At 60.5% G+C, this 18,607-nt stretch carries 16 protein-coding genes and 2 pseudogenes; 11 read left to right on the forward strand and 7 right to left on the reverse strand.

Features of this window, described 5'->3' with window-relative positions:
- Nucleotides 1-355 precede the first annotated feature (355 nt).
- On the reverse strand, nt 356-1,375 hold the full coding sequence (locus tag NCT32_RS30535) for an IS110 family transposase (protein ID WP_250490996.1): 1,020 nt from the start codon (nt 1,373-1,375) through the stop codon (nt 356-358).
- A 139-nt stretch (nt 1,376-1,514) separates the two neighbouring features.
- On the opposite strand from NCT32_RS30535, the pseudogene NCT32_RS30540 reads away from it, so the two are divergent.
- Nucleotides 1,515-1,778, forward strand: a pseudogene (locus NCT32_RS30540) (transposase); the annotation flags it as partial.
- A gap of 888 nt (nt 1,779-2,666) precedes the next feature.
- Here NCT32_RS30540 and NCT32_RS30545 read toward each other — a convergent pair.
- The 5 genes and pseudogenes from NCT32_RS30545 to NCT32_RS37715 form a co-directional block, all read right to left on the reverse strand.
- Entirely contained in the window at nt 2,667-2,885 is a 219-nt protein-coding gene (locus NCT32_RS30545) for a hypothetical protein (RefSeq protein ID WP_250490997.1), read from the reverse strand.
- Nucleotides 2,886-3,324: 439 nt separating this feature from the next.
- Nucleotides 3,325-3,690, reverse strand: a complete 366-nt coding sequence (locus NCT32_RS30550) for a response regulator (RefSeq protein WP_250490998.1) — start codon at nt 3,688-3,690, stop codon at nt 3,325-3,327.
- 132 nt (nt 3,691-3,822) lie between these two features.
- Complete coding sequence (locus NCT32_RS30555) at nt 3,823-4,029, reverse strand: hypothetical protein (protein ID WP_250487015.1); 207 nt, start codon at nt 4,027-4,029, stop codon at nt 3,823-3,825.
- Between the two features lie 300 nt (nt 4,030-4,329).
- Nucleotides 4,330-5,232, reverse strand: a complete 903-nt coding sequence (cysM, locus tag NCT32_RS30560; protein ID WP_250490999.1) for a cysteine synthase CysM — start codon at nt 5,230-5,232, stop codon at nt 4,330-4,332.
- Nucleotides 5,233-5,850: 618 nt separating this feature from the next.
- A pseudogene (locus tag NCT32_RS37715) lies at nt 5,851-6,801 on the reverse strand (IS110 family transposase).
- Between the two features lie 75 nt (nt 6,802-6,876).
- On the opposite strand from NCT32_RS37715, the gene NCT32_RS30570 reads away from it, so the two are divergent.
- A complete protein-coding gene (locus NCT32_RS30570; protein ID WP_250491000.1) occupies nt 6,877-7,059 on the forward strand; it encodes a hypothetical protein in 183 nt (60 codons plus the stop codon).
- A 97-nt stretch (nt 7,060-7,156) separates the two neighbouring features.
- Here the strand turns inward: NCT32_RS30570 and NCT32_RS30575 are convergent, their stop codons facing one another.
- On the reverse strand, nt 7,157-7,480 hold the full coding sequence (locus tag NCT32_RS30575) for a DUF1840 domain-containing protein (RefSeq protein ID WP_250491001.1): 324 nt from the start codon (nt 7,478-7,480) through the stop codon (nt 7,157-7,159).
- A 169-nt stretch (nt 7,481-7,649) separates the two neighbouring features.
- Here NCT32_RS30575 and NCT32_RS30580 point away from each other — a divergent pair, with 169 nt between their 5' ends.
- The 9 genes from NCT32_RS30580 (at nt 7,650) to NCT32_RS30620 (ending at nt 18,605) form a co-directional block, all read left to right on the forward strand.
- Nucleotides 7,650-7,835, forward strand: coding sequence for a hypothetical protein (locus NCT32_RS30580; RefSeq protein ID WP_250491046.1), 186 nt, complete (start codon nt 7,650-7,652; stop codon nt 7,833-7,835).
- An 859-nt stretch (nt 7,836-8,694) separates the two neighbouring features.
- Entirely contained in the window at nt 8,695-9,120 is a 426-nt protein-coding gene (locus NCT32_RS30585; RefSeq protein WP_250491002.1) for a MarR family winged helix-turn-helix transcriptional regulator, read from the forward strand.
- 529 nt (nt 9,121-9,649) lie between these two features.
- The gene (locus NCT32_RS30590) at nt 9,650-11,446 is read left to right on the forward strand and encodes a thiamine pyrophosphate-requiring protein (RefSeq protein ID WP_250491047.1); all 1,797 of its coding nucleotides are present in this window, start codon (nt 9,650-9,652) and stop codon (nt 11,444-11,446) included.
- A gap of 17 nt (nt 11,447-11,463) precedes the next feature.
- Nucleotides 11,464-12,570: an enolase C-terminal domain-like protein gene (locus tag NCT32_RS30595; RefSeq protein WP_250491003.1), complete on the forward strand. Its 1,107-nt coding sequence runs from the start codon at nt 11,464-11,466 to the stop codon at nt 12,568-12,570.
- A 15-nt stretch (nt 12,571-12,585) separates the two neighbouring features.
- Nucleotides 12,586-13,488 carry a hypothetical protein gene (locus tag NCT32_RS30600; RefSeq protein WP_250491004.1) on the forward strand — a complete coding sequence of 301 codons (903 nt, stop codon included), beginning with the start codon at nt 12,586-12,588 and terminating at the stop codon, nt 13,486-13,488.
- The gene (locus NCT32_RS30605; RefSeq protein WP_250491005.1) at nt 13,485-14,141 is read left to right on the forward strand and encodes a gluconate 2-dehydrogenase subunit 3 family protein; all 657 of its coding nucleotides are present in this window, start codon (nt 13,485-13,487) and stop codon (nt 14,139-14,141) included. Before NCT32_RS30600 ends, NCT32_RS30605 begins: the two co-directional genes overlap by 4 nt.
- Nucleotides 14,131-15,774: a GMC family oxidoreductase gene (locus NCT32_RS30610; RefSeq protein WP_250491006.1), complete on the forward strand. Its 1,644-nt coding sequence runs from the start codon at nt 14,131-14,133 to the stop codon at nt 15,772-15,774. The genes NCT32_RS30605 and NCT32_RS30610 overlap by 11 nt, the downstream gene beginning before the upstream one ends.
- A gap of 54 nt (nt 15,775-15,828) precedes the next feature.
- Nucleotides 15,829-16,821 carry an SDR family oxidoreductase gene (locus NCT32_RS30615; RefSeq protein ID WP_250491007.1) on the forward strand — a complete coding sequence of 331 codons (993 nt, stop codon included), beginning with the start codon at nt 15,829-15,831 and terminating at the stop codon, nt 16,819-16,821.
- A 2-nt stretch (nt 16,822-16,823) separates the two neighbouring features.
- Complete coding sequence (locus tag NCT32_RS30620) at nt 16,824-18,605, forward strand: glycoside hydrolase family 15 protein (RefSeq protein ID WP_250491008.1); 1,782 nt, start codon at nt 16,824-16,826, stop codon at nt 18,603-18,605.
- The last annotated feature ends 2 nt before the right edge of the window (nt 18,606-18,607 follow it).

The following is an 18,607-nucleotide window of genomic DNA, read 5'->3' on the forward strand; positions in this document are numbered from 1 at the left end:
TGGTTCGTCGTCTCCGGCGGCTACGCCGCCTCCGACTCCTCACCACCGGCCAAAACAAACGTCAACGACCGGCCAAGGTAATTTATATGAACGCCCCCGATGCGCCAGGTCTTCTTGCGTGTTGCATCGACAGGATAGGTTGCAGCTTTATATGCGGCCTCATTGCAGCCTCATACGCTGCGGGCCCCGATGAAATCCGCTGACTCGCTCCTCATTTGTCGCACGAGCTACGCGCTCAAATTATCTTTCAGGCTTAGCGAGTTCAGGTCCGACCTGTCTTGTCATCACGCTCGATTGCCAACGCAACCTTTCGACGTCATCCTGCAAGCTTCAATCTTCCATACGGTTCTACTGATCAAGCCGGTCGTGTACTGACGTGACCCTGGTTGTACGGCGTGCCATGTGCGAGAACTGCCCAGATTGTTCGGGCCATCTTGTTGGCAAGTGCTACGGTCACCACGTTGGATGGTCGCCGTTTCTGCAACTGCTCAGCCCACGATCCGGTGTGCTTGCCATGGAAGAGCACGCTGCGTGCTCCGTGGATCAGTAACGTCCGCACATACGTGTCCCCGCGCCGGCTGATACCCAATAGCTGGATCTTCCCGCCTGTGCCGATCTGTTTTGGTACGAGACCGAGCCACGCGGCAAACTCCCGTCCGGACCTGAACGCCTTCGCGTCACCCATCGTCGCAACAGTGGCCGTCGCCGTCAGCAGGCCAACGCCGGGGATCGCGGCGATTGCCTTGCATGCCTTGTCCTCTTTCATCCACGTCTGCAAACGTCGTTCAATGTCAGCGATCTGTTTGTCGAGTCGATCAAGGTCATTCCAAAGTTCTCGTAACGAGTCGATCAGCATCGCCGGTAGACGCTCGGCTAGCCTCGCCAGCACCCCGGGAATCGCTTTATCCAGCGCAACGCGACTCTTGGCCATCACCTCGCCGTATTCTGTCAGCAAGCCCCGCAGACTGTTCATCTGCATCGTGCGGAACTTGATCTTCTGTTGCCGCAACCGATGCAGCGCCAATACGGCCTGCTGGGCTTCGGTCTTCACAGCGACGGGCTTGCTCGGCATCTGCGTGGCCATCCAGATCGCACGAGCATCGGCAGGATCGTTCTTATTGCCGATGTTGAAAGCCTTGACGAACTTCGCCGGCATCAGCTTGACCTGATGGCCCATCTCCATCAATCGCCGTGCCCAATGCTGGGCACCGCCGCAAGCTTCCATTCCGATGAGGCAAGGCTCGCGATTCGCAAAATGCTCGAGGAATGCGGCGCGCTTCAGTTGCTTGTTCACAATCTCGCCCGTGCCGGCATCCACCCAGTGGAGCTGAAAGACGTTCTTCGCAATGTCCACCCCGACCGTCGTATACTTCATTTCGGACCCTCCGGTTAGCCTGTGAAGACCTCAATGATCTTCCATTTGGGCACTTTGATGCCGTCGGCCCGTGAGGGTCCACCTCCTCGGCGTCACCCAGCTGGTAGGTGGGGGCGTTCATTCCATTTGTCGCCGCCCAGAATCCGCCCAATACACGTCAATTGCCTTCGGAAAGCGCTGCCGCGAAGCGGGCGTGCAACCATCGATGGATACGGCCGGCGACGCCTACGACAACGCAATGTGCGAATCCTTCTTTGGGACGCTTGAAGCAGAGCTCCTGTCGCGCGAACACTTCGCGACCCATGAACAAGCACGGAGGCGCATCTTCTCCTTCTTGGAAGGCTGGTACAACGTACGCCGCCTGCATAGCAGCATCGGCTATTGTTCGCCGCTCGAATTCGAGAACCTGAGCGCGAAGACAAAAACCGCATCACCCTGCGGGTTGCCCACCGACGGGCAGCGTCGCGGTCGTGAGAAGCGACCCGCTGCCCGTCCGTGGACAACCCGCGACTCTACGCTTAACGGAGGCCAGACCACGACACATCTTTGACTGCAAATCTGTCCGTCGGAGCGGGTCAATCTCAGCGCCGGCAGTAACCGATGGGCAAACATCGGCGATCGCGGCCGGGAATGCTCTCGGTATCTAAAGCGAAAAGAACAGAACCCGACGGGGTTCATCTGTGCCTCCGTCTGGATCGCCCTTTGTGCCCAATCGGCTTTCCCCAATGTGTTTTACTCCCGCTTTCCCCTGCCGATGGCAGCCTATTGAGAGTCGTTCCCCGGCAACGAACTAGAACGTGCGGCACCGTCAGCACCTCGGACAATGGTTTGATGTGCAGCCGCCAAATGGAATGAGCGCACCTGCCTACAAGGTGGGTGCGCGGAAGAGACGGAACCCGACGAGCCGACGGCATCACGTGCCCAAACGGAAGATCATTGAGGTCTTCACACGCTAACCGGAGTGTTCGAAACGAGGTACAAAGACCCGGAACGGACATCGCGGAGAACGTCGTTAGCTTCGCTGGTGGATGCGGCGCCTGCGTCGGGCGGTTCCACTTAAACGAGCCCGTTGCAGCACTTGCTGCGGGTTCTGTTCATCGCGGCCGCGCTCGACGAGGATCACGGACCATGTGGAGCAAGCGCAAGGCTTACGGCTTGGTTGGCTCGTCAAGCCACGCACGCTGGGCGGCAGCCGTTGCCGCCGACGCTTCGTCAAACCTGATCAGCCGTTCAGTCGCGAGTGGGCATGGCCAGAGTTCTATTGCCGGATCCGATGCACACGGATGTGTTCCTACGTCTCGTCGAACTCGATGTACTCCGGGTAAAGACCGGTTGTGCGCGCGGCCTTCTCCACTTCATGTGTCGAGGCGTACCCGCTGAATTTGCCGACCTCCCGCGCGCCGACGAATAATCGGCCTCCCCACTCGCCCGACGGCATGCGGTAGATCCGCAAGATAATAGGCTTTCCCGTTTCGGGTTCCATCATTTCCCCCACAATGAGCGCGAGCAAACCGCAGAGCTCGTCCTCGTCCCGCTGGGCACGGGCCGCAAGGTACAGAGCGTTATCGATTGCAAGCTATCGGCGTGCCATGCTTGCGGTCGCAGGAACGTCGGAGGGGATCGGCGGGTTTTGGGCCCGTCTTTTGCCGCTCCGCGAGGGTGAGCTGCATCTCCTCGAGGCATGCTTGCTACGGGCGTCATTGACGTTGCCGCACGCTTCAGCACGCGCTCGTTAGTGTTGTTTCTGGTAATTCTTCAAGTGCTCGGTCGAAAGCGGCGATTCACGCTCGATACGGCGCTGGGCGAAGGAAGCATATGATCGACGATCTCCACGACTTCGCGCGGACGCGCCTCGGGACACGGCCGATATCGGTGTCTTCGCAGGATTTATCACCGCTGCGTCGCAACGCACCGGACGAAGTGCCCGCGTCTTGTCACTGTGTAGCCTGTCAGTTACGTCGCGAAGGCGCCAGATGCTCGATCATCCGAAACAGACCGTGCAGCGGCGCGCCCTTTCGATAAAAAGCGTCGGTCTCGACCGCCTTGCCTTTGTCGATGACTTCATCTTCCGGAAGGGATGTATGGGCGACGATTGGGACTGAAGAGAATCTTGTCGTCCCGCGCATTGCTTCGGCGACAGTGAAACCGTCGCAGTCGGACATCTCAATGTCCAGGACGATGACGTGCGGCGTCCATGCTTGCGAAATCTGGAAGGCGGCCATTCCGCCTTCGACGAGGTATGCGCGGCAGCCATAGGCATATAGAGCCGCGGCGAGCGCCGTCCCCAGAGCCTCATCGTCGTCGATGACAAGCACCGCTACGGGCGGATCGACAGCGTCGAAAGATCGACTTGCCCATAGCCCGGGCATTCGTGAAACGGCGGGTTGCACGGCGGTAAGGATAACGTTCGTCGGCTTTCCCTTCGGTTGCGCAACGATCGCGCCGAACTAAACGGTTCCGCTGTCGTCCATCGTCGTCAGTCCAAGCGCACGCATGACCCTGCAGGCATCGGCAAGCGCTGCCTCTCGGTTTTCTAAAGCTTCAGGTGACTGAGCAATAATCCTCGCGGCGTCACCGCCCGGCGTCGACATGACGGCAATCCATATCCACCCGCCAGGCTGGCGCTCGACCTTGATTTCCGCAGCTTCGGCCATGTCCAACCTCCCGTGTCGTCAATTCTAGGCGGCTCTGAGGGAGCCGGCACCTTCCTTGCGCGAGCTGGTTACCGCCGACAGGCGAATTAGGGTGAAGACGATGAACGAGATCAAGTGAAGGGTGTAGGCGAAAGGGTCAAAGGCACGATCCATGAAGGTGTCGGAAAAGCACGAGGATCGCATCGGACGAAGGGATCTTGCAGGCGTCTTAGGAGTGGGGCGCCCTCGGCCATGACCGTGTTCCACGGGCGGCTAAGGCGGAGTATCCGTTTAGCGATTCAACAATTCAAACAACCGACCTCAAGCCGGGAACGCTCCCGTAGAAAGGTAGCGATCGCCCCGATCGCACACGATGAACGCAATCGTCGAGTTCTCCACTTCGTGAGCAATCCGCAGCGCGACCGCGCACGCGCCACCGGCTGATATTCCACAGAAGACGCCTTCAACCGCGGCAAGTTCGCGGGCGGTCACTTCCGCGTCCGTTTGGCTAACACACTCTGTTCGGTCGATCCGATGCGCTTCAAAGAAGGCGGGAAGATACTGCTCGGGCCATTTTCGTATGCCCGGAATACGTGCCCCGTCTTCTGGCTGCACGCCGACTATTTGCACATCGGCGTTTCGCTCTTTTAGATATCGGCTGACACCCATGATCGTTCCGGTCGTTCCCATCGCCGAAACAAAATGAGTAACGGCACCCGTTGTGCCGTTCCATATTTCGGGGCCGGTGGTTTGATAGTGAGCGAGAGGATTGTCTGGGTTCGAAAACTGGTCCAGTACAACCCCACGTCCTTCACGCGCCATCTGCTTAGCTGCGTCACGAGCGAACTCCATGCCGCCCTGGGCCGGAGTTAAAATAAGTTCAGCTCCGTACGCTCGCATACTCTGGCGGCGTTCGAGCGAAACGTCCTCCGGCATGACGAGCATCATTCTGTAGCCGCGGCAGGCAGCCGTCATGGCGAGTGCGATGCCCGTGTTGCCGCTTGTAGCCTCAATTAACACATCACCGCGGCATATCTGTCCGCGGCGTTCAGCTCCTGTGATCATCGACAACGCAGCGCGATCCTTCACCGAACCCGCTGGGTTGTTGCCCTCAAGCTTGCCCAAGATGACGTTGTTGCGCTCCCGAATTGACTCATCGAGAAGCCGTACGAGTCGAACTAAGGGGGTCTTCCCTATGTTCTCGGTGATTATCGGATAGATCATGTGCGGTAGGCTCAAGCAATCGGCGGCACGGTTTCGGCGGACGCACGTGTCCCATTCAGAATTATTTGCATGCGCGCGCCTTTAGGAACGGACACCGCGTTTTGCATTTCTCCACTGTCGGGTGCACGCAGGTCAACCGACAGCTAAGCGGTCGTCGTTAGACGGCCGTCGCGCCTCTACGCACCCAACGGGCCGGAACTTGCTGGGCCATCTCAGTCATAATGTATCACACTGTGATATAGAACCAACGAGTTTTGCGTTTCTGTTTTGAGCCGAATGCCGACGAGCCGTCGACTGGGGTGGCTACCGTCGCGGATCGGATCGAAGGCGCGTGTTGTTGGGCGCATCGTTTTGAAGGCCAAAGATGGCATAGAGCAGCTTTCTCCAATTTATTCGTTGTCTCGAAAGCCACTTTCGCAGACGCGAAAACAATCGCAGCGCTCTTGATCCTCGGCGCGCCGCTGGCAGCGCGCCGAGACGCCTTCGCCGTTCGGAAAATGGCAATATTCGGCCGGCGTTCCGCTGAAACGATGTTTAAGACAAAGCGTCCCGACTGGGAAGCCCGTGTGGGCGTTGGTGCCGCCTGTCGGCCGCCCCTATGAGCAACCGTCTTGCAAGTCAAGCGATATGAAGGCACGGATTCCAGTTCACGCCATGTTTTGCGAGCGCGTTGATGATGGTAAGCAGCTTGCGCATGGCGGCAACCAGCGCGACTTTCTTTCGCTTGCCCGCGACATTCAGGCGCTGGTAGTAGGCGCGCAACACCGGGTTATGTCGCACCGCGGTCAGCGTCGCCATGTAGAGCGTGCTGCGACACGTCGGCGCGCCCACCCCAGATGGTTCGCTGCCCTCGCATGAGGCCGGAATCCCGATTGAGTGGCGCGACGCCCACCAGCGCGGCGATGCGTCTACGATCGAGCTTGCACAACTCGGGCAACTCGGCCAGCAGCACGGCCACACTTGCTGCCCCGATACCAGGGACGCTGCGCAACGCCTGGGCCAGTTCAGCGTGATGCTGCTGCACGTGTGCGGCAACCTCGGCGTCACTGTCAGTGAGTTCGGGCTGCAGAAAATCGACGACGCGTTCGATGCTGGGGCGCGCTGCCGCGTGCGCCACTCGCAGCCGCTGACGCTCGCTGGTGATCATCTGCACCAGTTAGCGCCGACGCAGCACACGCGCCTACAAGCGCTGCATTTGGGAATCGGCCAACGGTTTGATGAAGCCCTCGCGCTTCGGGTGCTGATGCAACACGCGGGCAAAAGCGGCCAGCATTCGCGCGTCCAGCGCGTCGGTCTTGGCCAGCGCTCCCATCGAACGGGCAAAATCACGCGCCATGCGCGGATTGATCACGGCCACGGTACAACCAGCGGCCCACACGCGGCCTCAAATTCGTAGCCGCCGGTGGCCTTCAGCACAATCAGGGTCGGGCCAAGCTGGAGCAGTTGCTGGACCAACTGCTCAATGCCCGGGGCATCATTGGATGCTTGCCAGTTCGCCGCCGGGGTGCTCACGGGCACCTCCAGCGTTTGGCTCGATACGTCAATTTCGACGAAAGCAGTCTCGGACAAGTCCGTGCGCGCGCACGCAATGATTCAAGCGAGCTCATCGGGACCCGACAGGCACATGGCAAGAGGTGGTGGCAGTTGACGCGCTTCACGGCGCCGCTCCAACGCGAGGCGCACAGCGTCGCGGTGCGGCACGCTGCTTTCGAGCGCATCGCCATCTCAGCCATGCAGTTGCGCGGCGCCGTAACGATCGAGTGGGCGCAGCAGCGCCGCAGTGATGGTGCCCAGATTCGCACGGCATTCGGCCGCGCGACGCAATAGATCTTGCTGGTGGGCGCAGCCGCCGCACATTGCTCAATGAGAAATTGCTTGTTGAGCCAGCTGACCCGCAAGGCCGATCGCCTCTCGTCGAACGTGGCTACAGCCCCCACAAAATGTCTTCGTCCTGTCGCTGCGCCTGCCGCAACATATCGAGGAATGGAAGTGCACGCTGGCGCAGGCCCGCAGCGGTACGCAGCGGGCTGTGTGCACCGGTCGTATGAAAATTCGGGCCGTGTTCTTCAGCGGTTTTCGCATCATCGTCGAGGGTGGCTTCAAGGCGGGCGATCGCTGCGGGCATTTCGTCATGCACGATAACGCCCCTTTCACCGAGTCGTTTGCCAATCGCCCCGAGAAGGTAACCCGCCAGATCGCGCAACATTACGACATCAGGCGTTGCTTTCGATTGAAATGTGACAAGCATGGTTGTCCTCCCTGTGGTGATCTCCGCTGTGCGAAGCCTCGCTCGGCGTCGACGGTAGTTGAGTCTCCGCGCAACTGGTTCTGAAATGACGACAACTCCCCTGCTTCACTTGAATATATCACGTTGTGATGTATAGTGAGTACCAAGCGATGCAAAAAGGAGGTGCATGATGCTGATTAATAGCAACTTCGAGATCGGCTTTCTCCTGGTTGTATTTTCTTTGCTAGGCGTCGTTCTGATTGGCTCGATGTTTGCTGCGCTGCATCTTGAACGATGGCATCCGAGATTGGTTGGCGCGACAGTGGGTGCCCTTGTCGGCTTGGCGGTCATTGAAGCTACGACGATGATCACCTGAAGGATCGCGGCCGCACGTGAAAAATTGAGCGGGCGTCGTCAGTTTGTGACGGGCCGCCATTCGTCGCCGCAAGGTTCTACCGTCCCGCGCGCGGACCGATATTCATCACCTCCCGTGTGCCGAAGTCCCAATGGCTAGGCACGCAGTGGAAAACTGCGATGCCCGTGTATCGTGCCTGGCGCCCGATGAGCGGCCTTTAACGGTCGCGGCCGGCGTCGCTTGCCCAGGCTCGGCATCCGGAAAGACTTCGAACGACACGTCCCTCTCGAGCAGGATTGCCGTAAGTCGAAATTCGGTTAGCCGCGAGTCTACTGAAAGCAAGCGCGCGTGCGTGCGCCGCAGCAAGTAGCTGTAACTCAGCGTCGGCGTTCTCAAGTCGCGGATGAGCAACAACATCTAGCGCCGTTTACCGTCGGCATCCAAGCAACCCCCTGGCTTGGCGAAAACGGCGGCGAGCGGTTCCCATTTTTGACGCAGGGACGTATCGCAGGCGTTGCCGGCAGCAAAGGCTTGAAGATGCTGTGGGCGTGGCGATAAGTCGCGCTAAGATTGATCGTGCTCGGATCGCGTGCATCGGTGCGGCGCAGAGCGCTTTGTTTACCAAAATCATTGCCTTAAATTGTTCGCCGCGCGGTGACGAATTTATCCGATTAACGTCGATTAACGAGCAGAGGATTTTGTATGCTTCAACGGTGGTAGGCCGACGTCGTGACGCAAGCACTTGCTCTTGCCAGTATCAAGAGATGCAAGATATCGGTCACGGATCGCCTCAATCTAGCGGGCATGGGTCGCGTGCGAGTCTTGATAACAAATGTGACTCTGCGATATAGGCGTATTTGACAGACTTTGAGGCCTCGGAATGAACAAGCTTGCACGTGAGGCGACGCATAAACTGAAGAAAACCGACTTCGAGCAATTGTCCGAGTTTCGTTTTCAAATGCGGCGGTTCGAGCGGTTTTCAGAGAATGCCACGCACGAAGAAGGCATCACCCCGCTGCAATATCTTCTGCTTCTGCATATTCGCGGATTCCCTAATCGCGACTGGGCAACCGTTGGCGAACTAGCAGAGCGGTTGCAGGCGCAGCATCACGGCGTCGTTGCGCTCGTGTCGCGCTGCGAGGCACTCGGTCTGGTAAGACGCCAAGTCAGCGACACCGATCGGCGGCTGGTTGAAGTGCATCTCGAGAAATCTGGGAACGAGATCCTCGACAAGCTCGCGCAGTTGCATCGCAAAGAACTGAAGTTACTTCAAGGTGCGTTCCAAGTTCCGCAAATCAACTACTAGGCATCAAGGACACAATCTCACGCAACCGCTTGCTGCGGGCGAATCGGGCGAGCGCGCCGTCCGTCGCAAGCTTATTGTCACACTGTGAATTTTGCGTCGTACGCCGTTCGAACGGCTTTGCGCACCGCTGCAGCGACGCGCGGTCTATAGACGGCGGTTACTTGCATTACATCACAATGTGATATTTTGCAAAGTTTTGAAAAATTGCCCGAACAGGTCGCCGACTTCGTCCGTTCCGATGTCCACAACGTGCGACGAAAAGGGAGCGAAAGGAACCTCATTTTTGACCGGGCTGCCTTTGTCTGAATGTTTGGTCCTCCTCTGGTCTTGCGTCGTGCGGACGGTACCGGCGAGCCGTTTATCTGGCCGCCAGTTCGCACCTCCGTTCGCGGTTCACCTGACTGTCCGCGTGCAAAAGAGGCACGCACTTTGCGCTGTCTTCGTCTCAGCGTTCAGCGAGCAATCTACTGTCCGTCAGACGCGGGGCACATTTGCCTTACCACATGGTGCGCTTCTTGGAGACACTCTCATGTCCGCGACCGTCGGTGACTTTCTGATTGATCGCTTGCACGCGTGGGGCGTGCGGCGCATTTACGGCTACCCCGGCGATGGCATCAACGGAGTGTTTGGCGCCCTCAATCGTGCGAAGGGAAAGATCGAGTTCATCCAGGTACGTCATGAGGAGATGGCCGCGTTCATGGCCTCGGCGCATGCCAAATTCACGGGCGAACTCGGCGTATGCATCGCCACGTCGGGACCGGGCGCTTCGCATTTACTTACTGGCCTCTACGATGCACGCATGGACCACATGCCCGTGCTTGCGATCACAGGCCAGCAAGCCCGCGCCGCACTTGGGGGTCACTATCAGCAGGAGCTGGATCTTCCAGCGATGTTCAAGGATGTCGCGGGTGCCTTCGTACAGCAGGCGAGCGTGCCATCGCAGATTCGCCATCTCGTCGATCGCGCGGTGCGCATCGCGTTGTCAGAGCGCTCGGTCACCGCACTCATATTGCCAAACGATCTGCAAGACCTCGAATATGAGGCGCCGGGCCGCAAACACGGCACGCTGCATTCCGGCGTCGGCTATCGCAAGCCGAAGACGATGCCTTATCCCGACGATTTGCAACGTGCCGCCGAAGTCCTCAACGCCGGGAAGAAGGTTGCGATTCTCGTCGGCGCGGGCGCACTCGATGCGACTGACGAAGTGATGGCCGTCGCCGAAAAACTTGGAGCGGGCGTTGCGAAAGCGCTGCTCGGCAAAGCTGTGTTGCCCGACGATCTGCCGTACGTCACCGGCTCCATCGGCTTGCTTGGCACCGAGCCAAGCTACAAGCTGATGACCGAGTGCGACACCCTGCTCATGATCGGCTCCGGCTTCCCATATTCCGAGTTCTTACCGAAAGAAGGCGCCGCTCGCGGCGTGCAGATCGACATCAAGGCCGACATGCTATCGATCCGCTATCCGATGGAGGTCAATCTCGTTGGCGATAGCGCTGAAACCTTGCGTGCTCTTTTACCCCTCCTGCAAGCGCAGACCGATCGCTCATGGCGCAAGGATATCGAAGGCTGGCTCGGCGACTGGTGGAAAACGCTCGAGAAGCGCGCGCTTGAACCCGCAAAGGACGGTGTTAATCCGCAGCGCACGGTCTGGGAGCTCTCCCCACGCGTGCCCGCGAACACGATCGTCACCAGCGATTCGGGTTCATGCGCGAACTGGTTTGCGCGCGATCTGAAAGTGAAGCGCGGCATGATGTGCTCGCTATCGGGTGGACTCGCGTCGATGGGCGCGGCCGTTCCCTACGCGATCGCAGCGAAGTTCGCGTATCCCGAACGGCCCGTGATCGCGCTCGTCGGAGATGGCGCTATGCAGATGAACAACATGGCCGAACTCATCACTGTCGCCAAGTACTGGAAGCAATGGTCCAATCCGCACTGGATCTGCATGGTGCTGAACAACTCAGACCTGAACCAGGTCACGTGGGAACAACGCGTCATGGAAGGCGATCCGAAGTTTGAGGCCTCGCAGGATATTCCTTCAGTGCCGTATCACAAGTTCGCGGAGCTCATCGGCTTGAAAGGCATTTACGTCGACGATGCTGAACGCATGGCGGCCGTGTGGGACGAAGCGTTCGCGTCGAATCGCCCGGTGGTGATTGAAGTCAAAGCTGACCCAAATGTGCCGCCGCTGCCACCGCACATTACGCTGCACCAGGCAAAGGCGTTCGCGACGACCTTGATGAAGGGCGACCCCGATGAGGGCAACGTGATTCTCGAAACCGCACGGCAAGTGCTCGGCGCGGTGTTACCCGGGCACAAGAATACCTAACGGACGGGTGACGCGCCATGATCTTGCCTAGACGGGATGCCGCGATCGAGACAATTCGTGCGCATGCCTACTCGATCCCCACCGACAAGCCCGAAGCCGACGGCACGTTCGCGTGGAATGCGACGACACTTGTCATCGTCGAAGTCGTGGCGGCGGGCAAGACGGGCATCGGCTACACATACAACGATGCGAGTGTGGCCAAGTTGATCGAAGCGACGCTCGCGCCGCTGCTGATTGGCGAAGACGCATGGAACATCAATGCGCTGTGGTTGCGCATGTTTCAGCGCGTACGCAATATCGGCCGCTCCGGCATTGCAGCGACGGCGATTTCAGCGATCGACTGCGCACTATGGGACGTGAAAGCTCGTCTGCTTGATGTTCCGCTCGCGCGTTTGCTTGGTGTAATGCGCGAACGCGTGCCGCTCTACGGCAGCGGCGGTTTCACCACATACAGCGACGACGAAATGCGCGAACAGCTTTCGCGCTGGGTTTTCGAGGACGGATGTCGATGGGTCAAGATCAAGATCGGCAGTGAGCCGCCGCGCGACCCACATCGTGTGCATGTGGCGCGTGAAGCTATCGGCGACGGTGCGGGTCTGTTTGTCGATGCGAACGGTGCGCTTGATTGCAAGCAGGCGCTCGATTGCGCAAATCGATTTTCCGAAGAAAACGTTGCATGGTTTGAAGAGCCCGTTTCCTCGGACGATATTGTAGGACTCGCCTCACTGCGCGACGCACTCCCCGTGCACATGGAGTTGGCTGCGGGCGAGTACGGCTACACACAGGACGACTTCCGCACGCTGCTCGCCAACGAGGCCGTCGATGTCTTGCAAGCGGACGTCACACGCTGCGGCGGTATCACGGGCTTCCTGCGCGTGGCCGCACTGTGCGACGCGTTTCATCGGCCGCTCTCCGCCCACTGTGCTCCGGCGATGCATCTGCACGTTGCATGCGCGGCGCCGCGTCTACGTCATCAGGAATGGTTTCACGATCACGTTCGCATCGAGCAGATGCTGTTCGACGGCGCGCCGCGCGCGATTGATGGCGCAATTGCCCCAGACCTGTCGCGGCCCGGCTGCGGCCTCGATTTCAAGCATGCTGACGCGCAGTGCTATGCGGTTTAGAAACAGAGCACAACGATGAACAAGACAACGACCGCCGGCATCGCCGTGGCATGCGGGCTCGCCGCGCTGATCGGGACCAGTAAGCGAGCGAACCGTCGTGCGCCTGCGCAAGCACATGTCGATACCGCGCGCACTTTCAACCACAGTTCCGCAATGCTTGCCCTCTCCGTGCTCGCGGACAGCGCGATGGAGCACTATCGCGGCTCCTTCGACAACCCGGCGATGTACACGCCGATCGTTGTCTCGACACTGTCTCTGCTCGCCGGCCTGCATGGTGGGCGCGATCATGAGCCGCAGCGTCATCCAGTCCGCAATTCGGTGTATGTCGGCGCAGCGCTCGCCGGGCTCGCAGGCACCGGATTCCATGTGTACAACATCACCAAGCGTCCCGGCCAATGGAGTTGGCACAACCTCTTCTATGCGGCGCCGATCGGCGCACCGATGGCACTGTTGCTCTCAGGCGCGCTCGGCGCGGTCGCCGAACGCCTGCGCGATGAACCGCAGCACGAGCCGCGCCTCTTCGGCATGCCTGCGGGCCAGGCGCTGGCGCTGCTCACGAGCGCCGGACTCGTCGGCACGCTGGGCGAAGTCGCGCTGCTGCATTTTCGCGGCGCCTTTCAAAACCCGGCGATGTACGCGCCCATTGTGATCCCACCCGTCGCTGCGGCGCTGCTCGTGAACACCGCGATTGGCGCACCCCGATTGCGCTGGTTCACGCGGCTCTGGCTGCGCATGACCGCGGCGCTCGGCATCATCGGTGTCGGATTTCATGCGCGAGGCGTCGCGCGTAATCAGGGTGGATGGCGCAACTGGAGCCAGAATCTGTTCAATGGCCCCCCACTGCCGGCGCCGCCAAGTTTTTCGGCGCTCGCGTTGGCGGGACTTGCTGCGCAGCGTCTGCGGGAGACCGAGCGATGAATCTTCCTCGCTATCCCGAGTACAACGTGCTGGACAAACGCGACACGCCCTCGTGGGACGACGTCACGCGCGCGGTCATCGACGAGCGGCTCGCAACGCCGAGAGAGCCGCGCTTCTTCGATCCCGTGCAGTGGAGCGCGGTGCGGGCGCTATGCGCGTGCATCGTGCCGCAGCGTAAGGGAAGCCATCTTGACCGCGATGCCGTGCCCGTGCCTGCTTTGCTCGATGCGAAACTCGGCAAAGGCAGCGGCGACGGCTATCGCGATGCGCGCCTTCCACCGATGCGCGACGCATGGCGCATCGGCCTCGCCGCGCTCGATGCCGAAAGTCGCGCGCGTCATGAATTGCCATTCGCACGCATCGACGACGATGCGCAAAAGACGTTATTGATCGACATGCAGCAAGGCGAGCTGCGGCACGGCGCATGGCAAGGCATGCCCAGCGAGCTTTTCTTCAAGGAACGCGTGCTCCACGACATTTGCGGCGCTTATTACTCACATCCACATGCGTGGAGCGAGATCGGCTTCGGCGGCCCCGCGAATCCGCGCGGCTATGTCCGCATGTACTTCGATCGGCGCGACCCTTGGGAAGCGGCGCAAGCCGAGCCCGGAAAAGAAGAACAGGCCCGCGAGGAGAATCGCCGTGTCCGATGACCCTCAACAGGTTCCGCGCGGCAAGCACGGACGCGCACCGGATGTTTTCCATAAAGGCGCATGGTTGCCGATGCGCCAGTATGACCAGAACGAAGCCGTCGATTTCGTCATTGTCGGCACGGGCGCCGGCGGCGGCACGCTCGCGTGCCGTCTCGCGGAGAAGGGTTTCAAGGTCGTCGCCTTCGATGCAGGGGCATGGTGGCGACCGCTTGAAGAGTTCGCATCCGACGAGACACATCAATCCAAACTCTTCTGGACAGACGAGCGGATCTGCGATGGTGAAAATCCGCTTAAGCTCGGCAACAACAACAGCGGCAAGGCCGTTGGCGGCAGCACGGTGCACTTCGCGATGGTGTCGCTGCGCTTTCGGCCCGAATGGTTCAAGTCGAAAAGCGTGCTCGGCTACGGCGCGGACTGGCCGCTCGACTGGCGCGACATGTGGCGCTACTACGGCGAAGTCGAGCAGGCGCTGAAAATTGCGGGACCGGTGACCTATCCGTGGGGTCCGAAGCGGCCACGCTATCCGTATCGGCCGCACGAACTGAATGCTGCGGCGCTCGTGCTCGCGCGCGGCTGCGAGGCGCTTGGCATCGACTGGACAGAGACGCCGCTCGCGACCCTCTCCGCGCCGCGCGGCGAGGCGCACCCGTGCGTTTATCGGGGCTTTTGCGTGTCGGGCTGCGCCACCAACGCCAAGCAAAGCGCCCTTGTCACGTGGATACCGCGCGCCGTTCGCGCGGGTGCCGAGATTCGCGATCTCGCGATGGTCGGTCGCATCGTCATGGGCGACGATGGCCGCGCGACGGGCGTCGAATACTTCCGCGAAGGACGCTGGCAGTTTCAACGCGCGCGCCATGTCGTGGTCGCGGGTTACGCGATCGAAACGCCGCGTCTGTTGCTGCTGTCCGCGACCGACCGCTATCCCGAGGGACTTGCGAACAGTTCCGGACTTGTCGGAAAGAATCTGATGGTGCAGACCAATCAGGCCGTGTGGGGCACGATGGACGAAGAGATCCGCTGGTACAAGGGGCCGCCGTCGCTCTCTCTGACCGAGCACTGGAATTACGAGGACAAAGGCAAGGACTTCTTTGGCGGCTATTGCTACATGAGTCAGGGACCGTTGCCCGTGGCGTGGTCGGCCACGCAAAACGGACGTGGTCTGTGGGGACAGGCCTTGCTCGATGAGATGCAGAAGTACAACCATCAGGCGGGCCTGAAGATCGTCGGCGAAACCCTGCCGCAGGAACGCAATCGCGTGACGCTCGCTGAGGAGAAGGATCAGTACGATCTGCCGATCGCGCGCGTGACGTACTCACTGTGCGATAACGACAAGCGGCTCATCGCCCATTCGCTCGATTTCATGAGCCAGGCGCTCGAAGCCGCGGGCGGGCGCGATGTCTGGCGCGAAACCGACGACACCTGCCATCTAAATGGCACCGCGCGCATGGGCGATGACCGCGCGACGAGCGTCGTCAATGCGGACTGCCGCAGCTGGGACATCGACAACTTGTGGATCTGCGATGGCTCCGTGTTTCCGACGGTGGGCGGCGTCAATCCCTCTCTGACGATTCAGGCGATCGCGCTGCGCACGGCGGACCGGATTGAAGCTTTAGCCGCGCGCGGAGAACTATAGCTTGAGTCTCATGACCCGTCGCAAGAAGAATCACGATAAGGATAGGGGGTGCGTATGAACAAGCCGCAAATTGTGGTCATTACGGGCGCTTCGGCCGGTGTGGGGCGTGCTACGGCACTCGAATTCGCGCATCGTGGCGCCGACGTTGCACTCATCGGCCGCGATGAACAAGCGCTTGAAGAGACGGCGGCCGACGTGCGGGCGCTGGGCGTGCGAGCCCTGACAATCCCTCTCGATACCAGCGCGACAGGCGCACTCGACGATGCGGCGGCGCAGGTTGAAGCCAAGCTTGGACCCATCGATGTCTGGGTCAACAACGCGATGGTCACCTCGTTCACACCCTTTGCCGAGATGCTCGAAGCAGACTTCAAACGCATCACCGACGTCACCTACCTCGGTTTCGTGTGGGGCACCATGGCCGCGCTCAAGCGCATGCTGCCGCGCGATCGGGGCGTGATCGTGCAGGTCGGATCGGCATTGGCGTATCGCTCGATCCCCCTGCAATCCGCCTACTGCGGCGCGAAACACGCCATTCGAGGCTTCACCGATTCGCTGCGCTGCGAACTGCTGCATGCGAAGAGCCGCATTCATTTGACGATGGTGCAAATGCCGGCCTTGAATACGCCGCAATTCGATTGGGCCAAGTGTGAGTTGCCGCATGCCCCGCGTCCGGTTGCGCCTATCTACGACCCCGAAGTTGCGGCGCGTGCCATCTACTGGTCGGCCACGCACCGACGGCGTGAGCTATGGGTCGGCGCACCGTCGATCAAGGCGATCGTCGCAAATATGTTGTTTCCGGGGTTACTCGATCGGTATCTGGGACGCACGGGCTATGACGCACAGCAGGATCCATCGCTCGGTTCGAGCGGAAGGCCCAACAACCTATGGGAACCGGTAAGCGCGCTGCATCGCATTCGGGGCCGTTTTGAGCAACAATCAAAGCATGCGAGCCCGATGCTTTGGGCCGACACGCATCGTGGCCTGCTGGTAAGCGGAGCACTCGCGCTTGCCGCGTGTCTAGCATGCGCCGTGCGGCGCCGGAGTTAGTCATGGCCGCGCGTATCGAGGACTATGCACTGCTTGGCGACGGGCGAACCGCCGCCCTCGTCGCCAAAGACGGCTCGATTGATTGGCTATGTTGGCCCACGTTCGAGTCCAGCCCCTGTTTTGCTGCGCTGCTTGGCGACGCATCCAACGGCCAATGGCGCATAGCGCCCGTCGAGCCGGTGCAGCACGTGAGACGGCGGTATCTCGGCGATTCGCTGGTGCTCGAAACAACTTTCGAGACCGCCAGCGGTGTCGTTGAGATGACTGATTGCCTTACGTGGTCCGAAGTCCCTCCTCGGCTCGTACGCAGCGTGAAGTGCGTGGCCGGATGCGTTGCTCTCACAAGCAAATTGGCAGTTCGCTTCGACCACGGCCGCCTGAAACCCTGGTACCGCCGGGTTGGACGAAGAGTGGTCGCGGTGGCCGGTCCCCATTCCATCTGGTTCGACGGTCCTCTTGCGCCTGCTTGTGATGCGCAATCGGTGCAAGTCGAATTGAATCTGACGGCCGGTGACCGGTGCGACTTCGTGCTGACCTGCTGCCGGTCCCATGAGCCGCCCCCTGCTGCATTGAACGTGGACCAGACGCTGCATACGACTCTGCTCGATTGGTCGCAATGGGCGGACCAGATCGATCTGGGTAACGACCGATACGCCGACGCGATTCGATCCTCGCTTGTGGCGCTCAGGGGGCTCACGAATCGCGTGACTGGCGGTATCGCGGCGGCGGCAACGACTTCATTGCCTGAACTGATCGGCGGCGACCTCAACTGGGACTATCGTTATTGCTGGCTGCGCGATGCGAGCTTTACGATGCTCGCCTTGGCCGGCACCGGCTTGCGCGCGCAGGCCCAGGCCTGGCGAGATTGGCTGCTGCGGGCGCTCGCCGGTGAGCCCGCGCAGGCGCAGACCGTTTATACGACCGACGGCGATCGTCACCTGTTGGAATGGGAGTGCGCATGGCTGGGTGGCTACGAGGGCTCACGTCCCGTGCGCTTTGGCAATGCTGCGGTGACGCAATCGCAGCACGATATCTACGGCGAGCTCATCGACGCGCTTTACGTCTCGAGATGCCATGACATGCCGCCCGGCGACGAAGTCTGGTTTCTCGAACGTGCGCTCATCGAGCATGTGCGGCGCGTCTGGAAAGAACCAGACAATGGACTATGGGAATCGCGCGGCGGGCTTCGGCACCATACGCTTTCCAAGATGATGACGTGGCTTGCACTCGACAGGGGCATCAAGAGTGCGCTGAGTGACGGCCACGACGTCCCCATCGACGACTGGAGACGTGACGCGCATGAGATTCGCGAGAGCGTGCTGACATACGGCTTCCACAGCGGCGTGGGTGCCTTCACGCAGACCTACGGCGGTGATCGGCTGGACGCCAGTCTGCTGCTCTTGCCGTTGCGAGGCTTTCTGCCTGCGGACGACCCTCGCGTCGTCGCGACGGTCACCGCCATCGAGCAGCACCTGATGCATGACGGTCTTGTGTATCGCTTTCTAGACGGTGACAAACCCGGCTCGGGGCCACCAGAAGGCGCCTTCATCGCTTGCAGCTGCTGGCTTGCACAGGTCCGGCAGATGCAGGGCCGGCATGGGGAGGCTCAGGAGCTATTCGAACGCGTGCTCGCGCTGCGAAACGATGTTGGATTGCTTGCCGAAGAGTTCGATACCGATCTGAAACGCCAGTGCGGCAATTTTCCGCAAGTGCTCTCCCACGTTGCGTTTATCAACGCCGCCCGGTACTTCGACGACCCCGATCATTCGCTGAACGCCCTCTGAGA

The sequence above is a fragment of the Caballeronia sp. INML2 genome (assembly GCF_023631365.1).
Classification (GTDB): domain Bacteria; phylum Pseudomonadota; class Gammaproteobacteria; order Burkholderiales; family Burkholderiaceae; genus Caballeronia; species Caballeronia turbans.

What these genes read in the sequence shown, in the direction of transcription:
- NCT32_RS30595 (WP_250491003.1), top strand. Translation starts at nt 11,464, where the DNA reads ATGATCTTGCCTAGACGGGATGCCGCGATCGAGACAATTCGTGCGCAT.
- NCT32_RS30590 (WP_250491047.1), top strand. Translation starts at nt 9,650, where the DNA reads ATGTCCGCGACCGTCGGTGACTTTCTGATTGATCGCTTGCACGCGTGG.
- cysM (WP_250490999.1), bottom strand. Translation starts at nt 5,232, where the DNA reads ATGATCTATCCGATAATCACCGAGAACATAGGGAAGACCCCCTTAGTT.
- NCT32_RS30605 (WP_250491005.1), top strand. Translation starts at nt 13,485, where the DNA reads ATGAATCTTCCTCGCTATCCCGAGTACAACGTGCTGGACAAACGCGAC.
- NCT32_RS30600 (WP_250491004.1), top strand. Translation starts at nt 12,586, where the DNA reads ATGAACAAGACAACGACCGCCGGCATCGCCGTGGCATGCGGGCTCGCC.
- NCT32_RS30575 (WP_250491001.1), bottom strand. Translation starts at nt 7,480, where the DNA reads ATGCTTGTCACATTTCAATCGAAAGCAACGCCTGATGTCGTAATGTTG.
- NCT32_RS30615 (WP_250491007.1), top strand. Translation starts at nt 15,829, where the DNA reads ATGAACAAGCCGCAAATTGTGGTCATTACGGGCGCTTCGGCCGGTGTG.
- NCT32_RS30580 (WP_250491046.1), top strand. Translation starts at nt 7,650, where the DNA reads ATGCTGATTAATAGCAACTTCGAGATCGGCTTTCTCCTGGTTGTATTT.
- NCT32_RS30620 (WP_250491008.1), top strand. Translation starts at nt 16,824, where the DNA reads ATGGCCGCGCGTATCGAGGACTATGCACTGCTTGGCGACGGGCGAACC.
- NCT32_RS30555 (WP_250487015.1), bottom strand. Translation starts at nt 4,029, where the DNA reads ATGGCCGAAGCTGCGGAAATCAAGGTCGAGCGCCAGCCTGGCGGGTGG.
- NCT32_RS30585 (WP_250491002.1), top strand. Translation starts at nt 8,695, where the DNA reads ATGAACAAGCTTGCACGTGAGGCGACGCATAAACTGAAGAAAACCGAC.
- NCT32_RS30535 (WP_250490996.1), bottom strand. Translation starts at nt 1,375, where the DNA reads ATGAAGTATACGACGGTCGGGGTGGACATTGCGAAGAACGTCTTTCAG.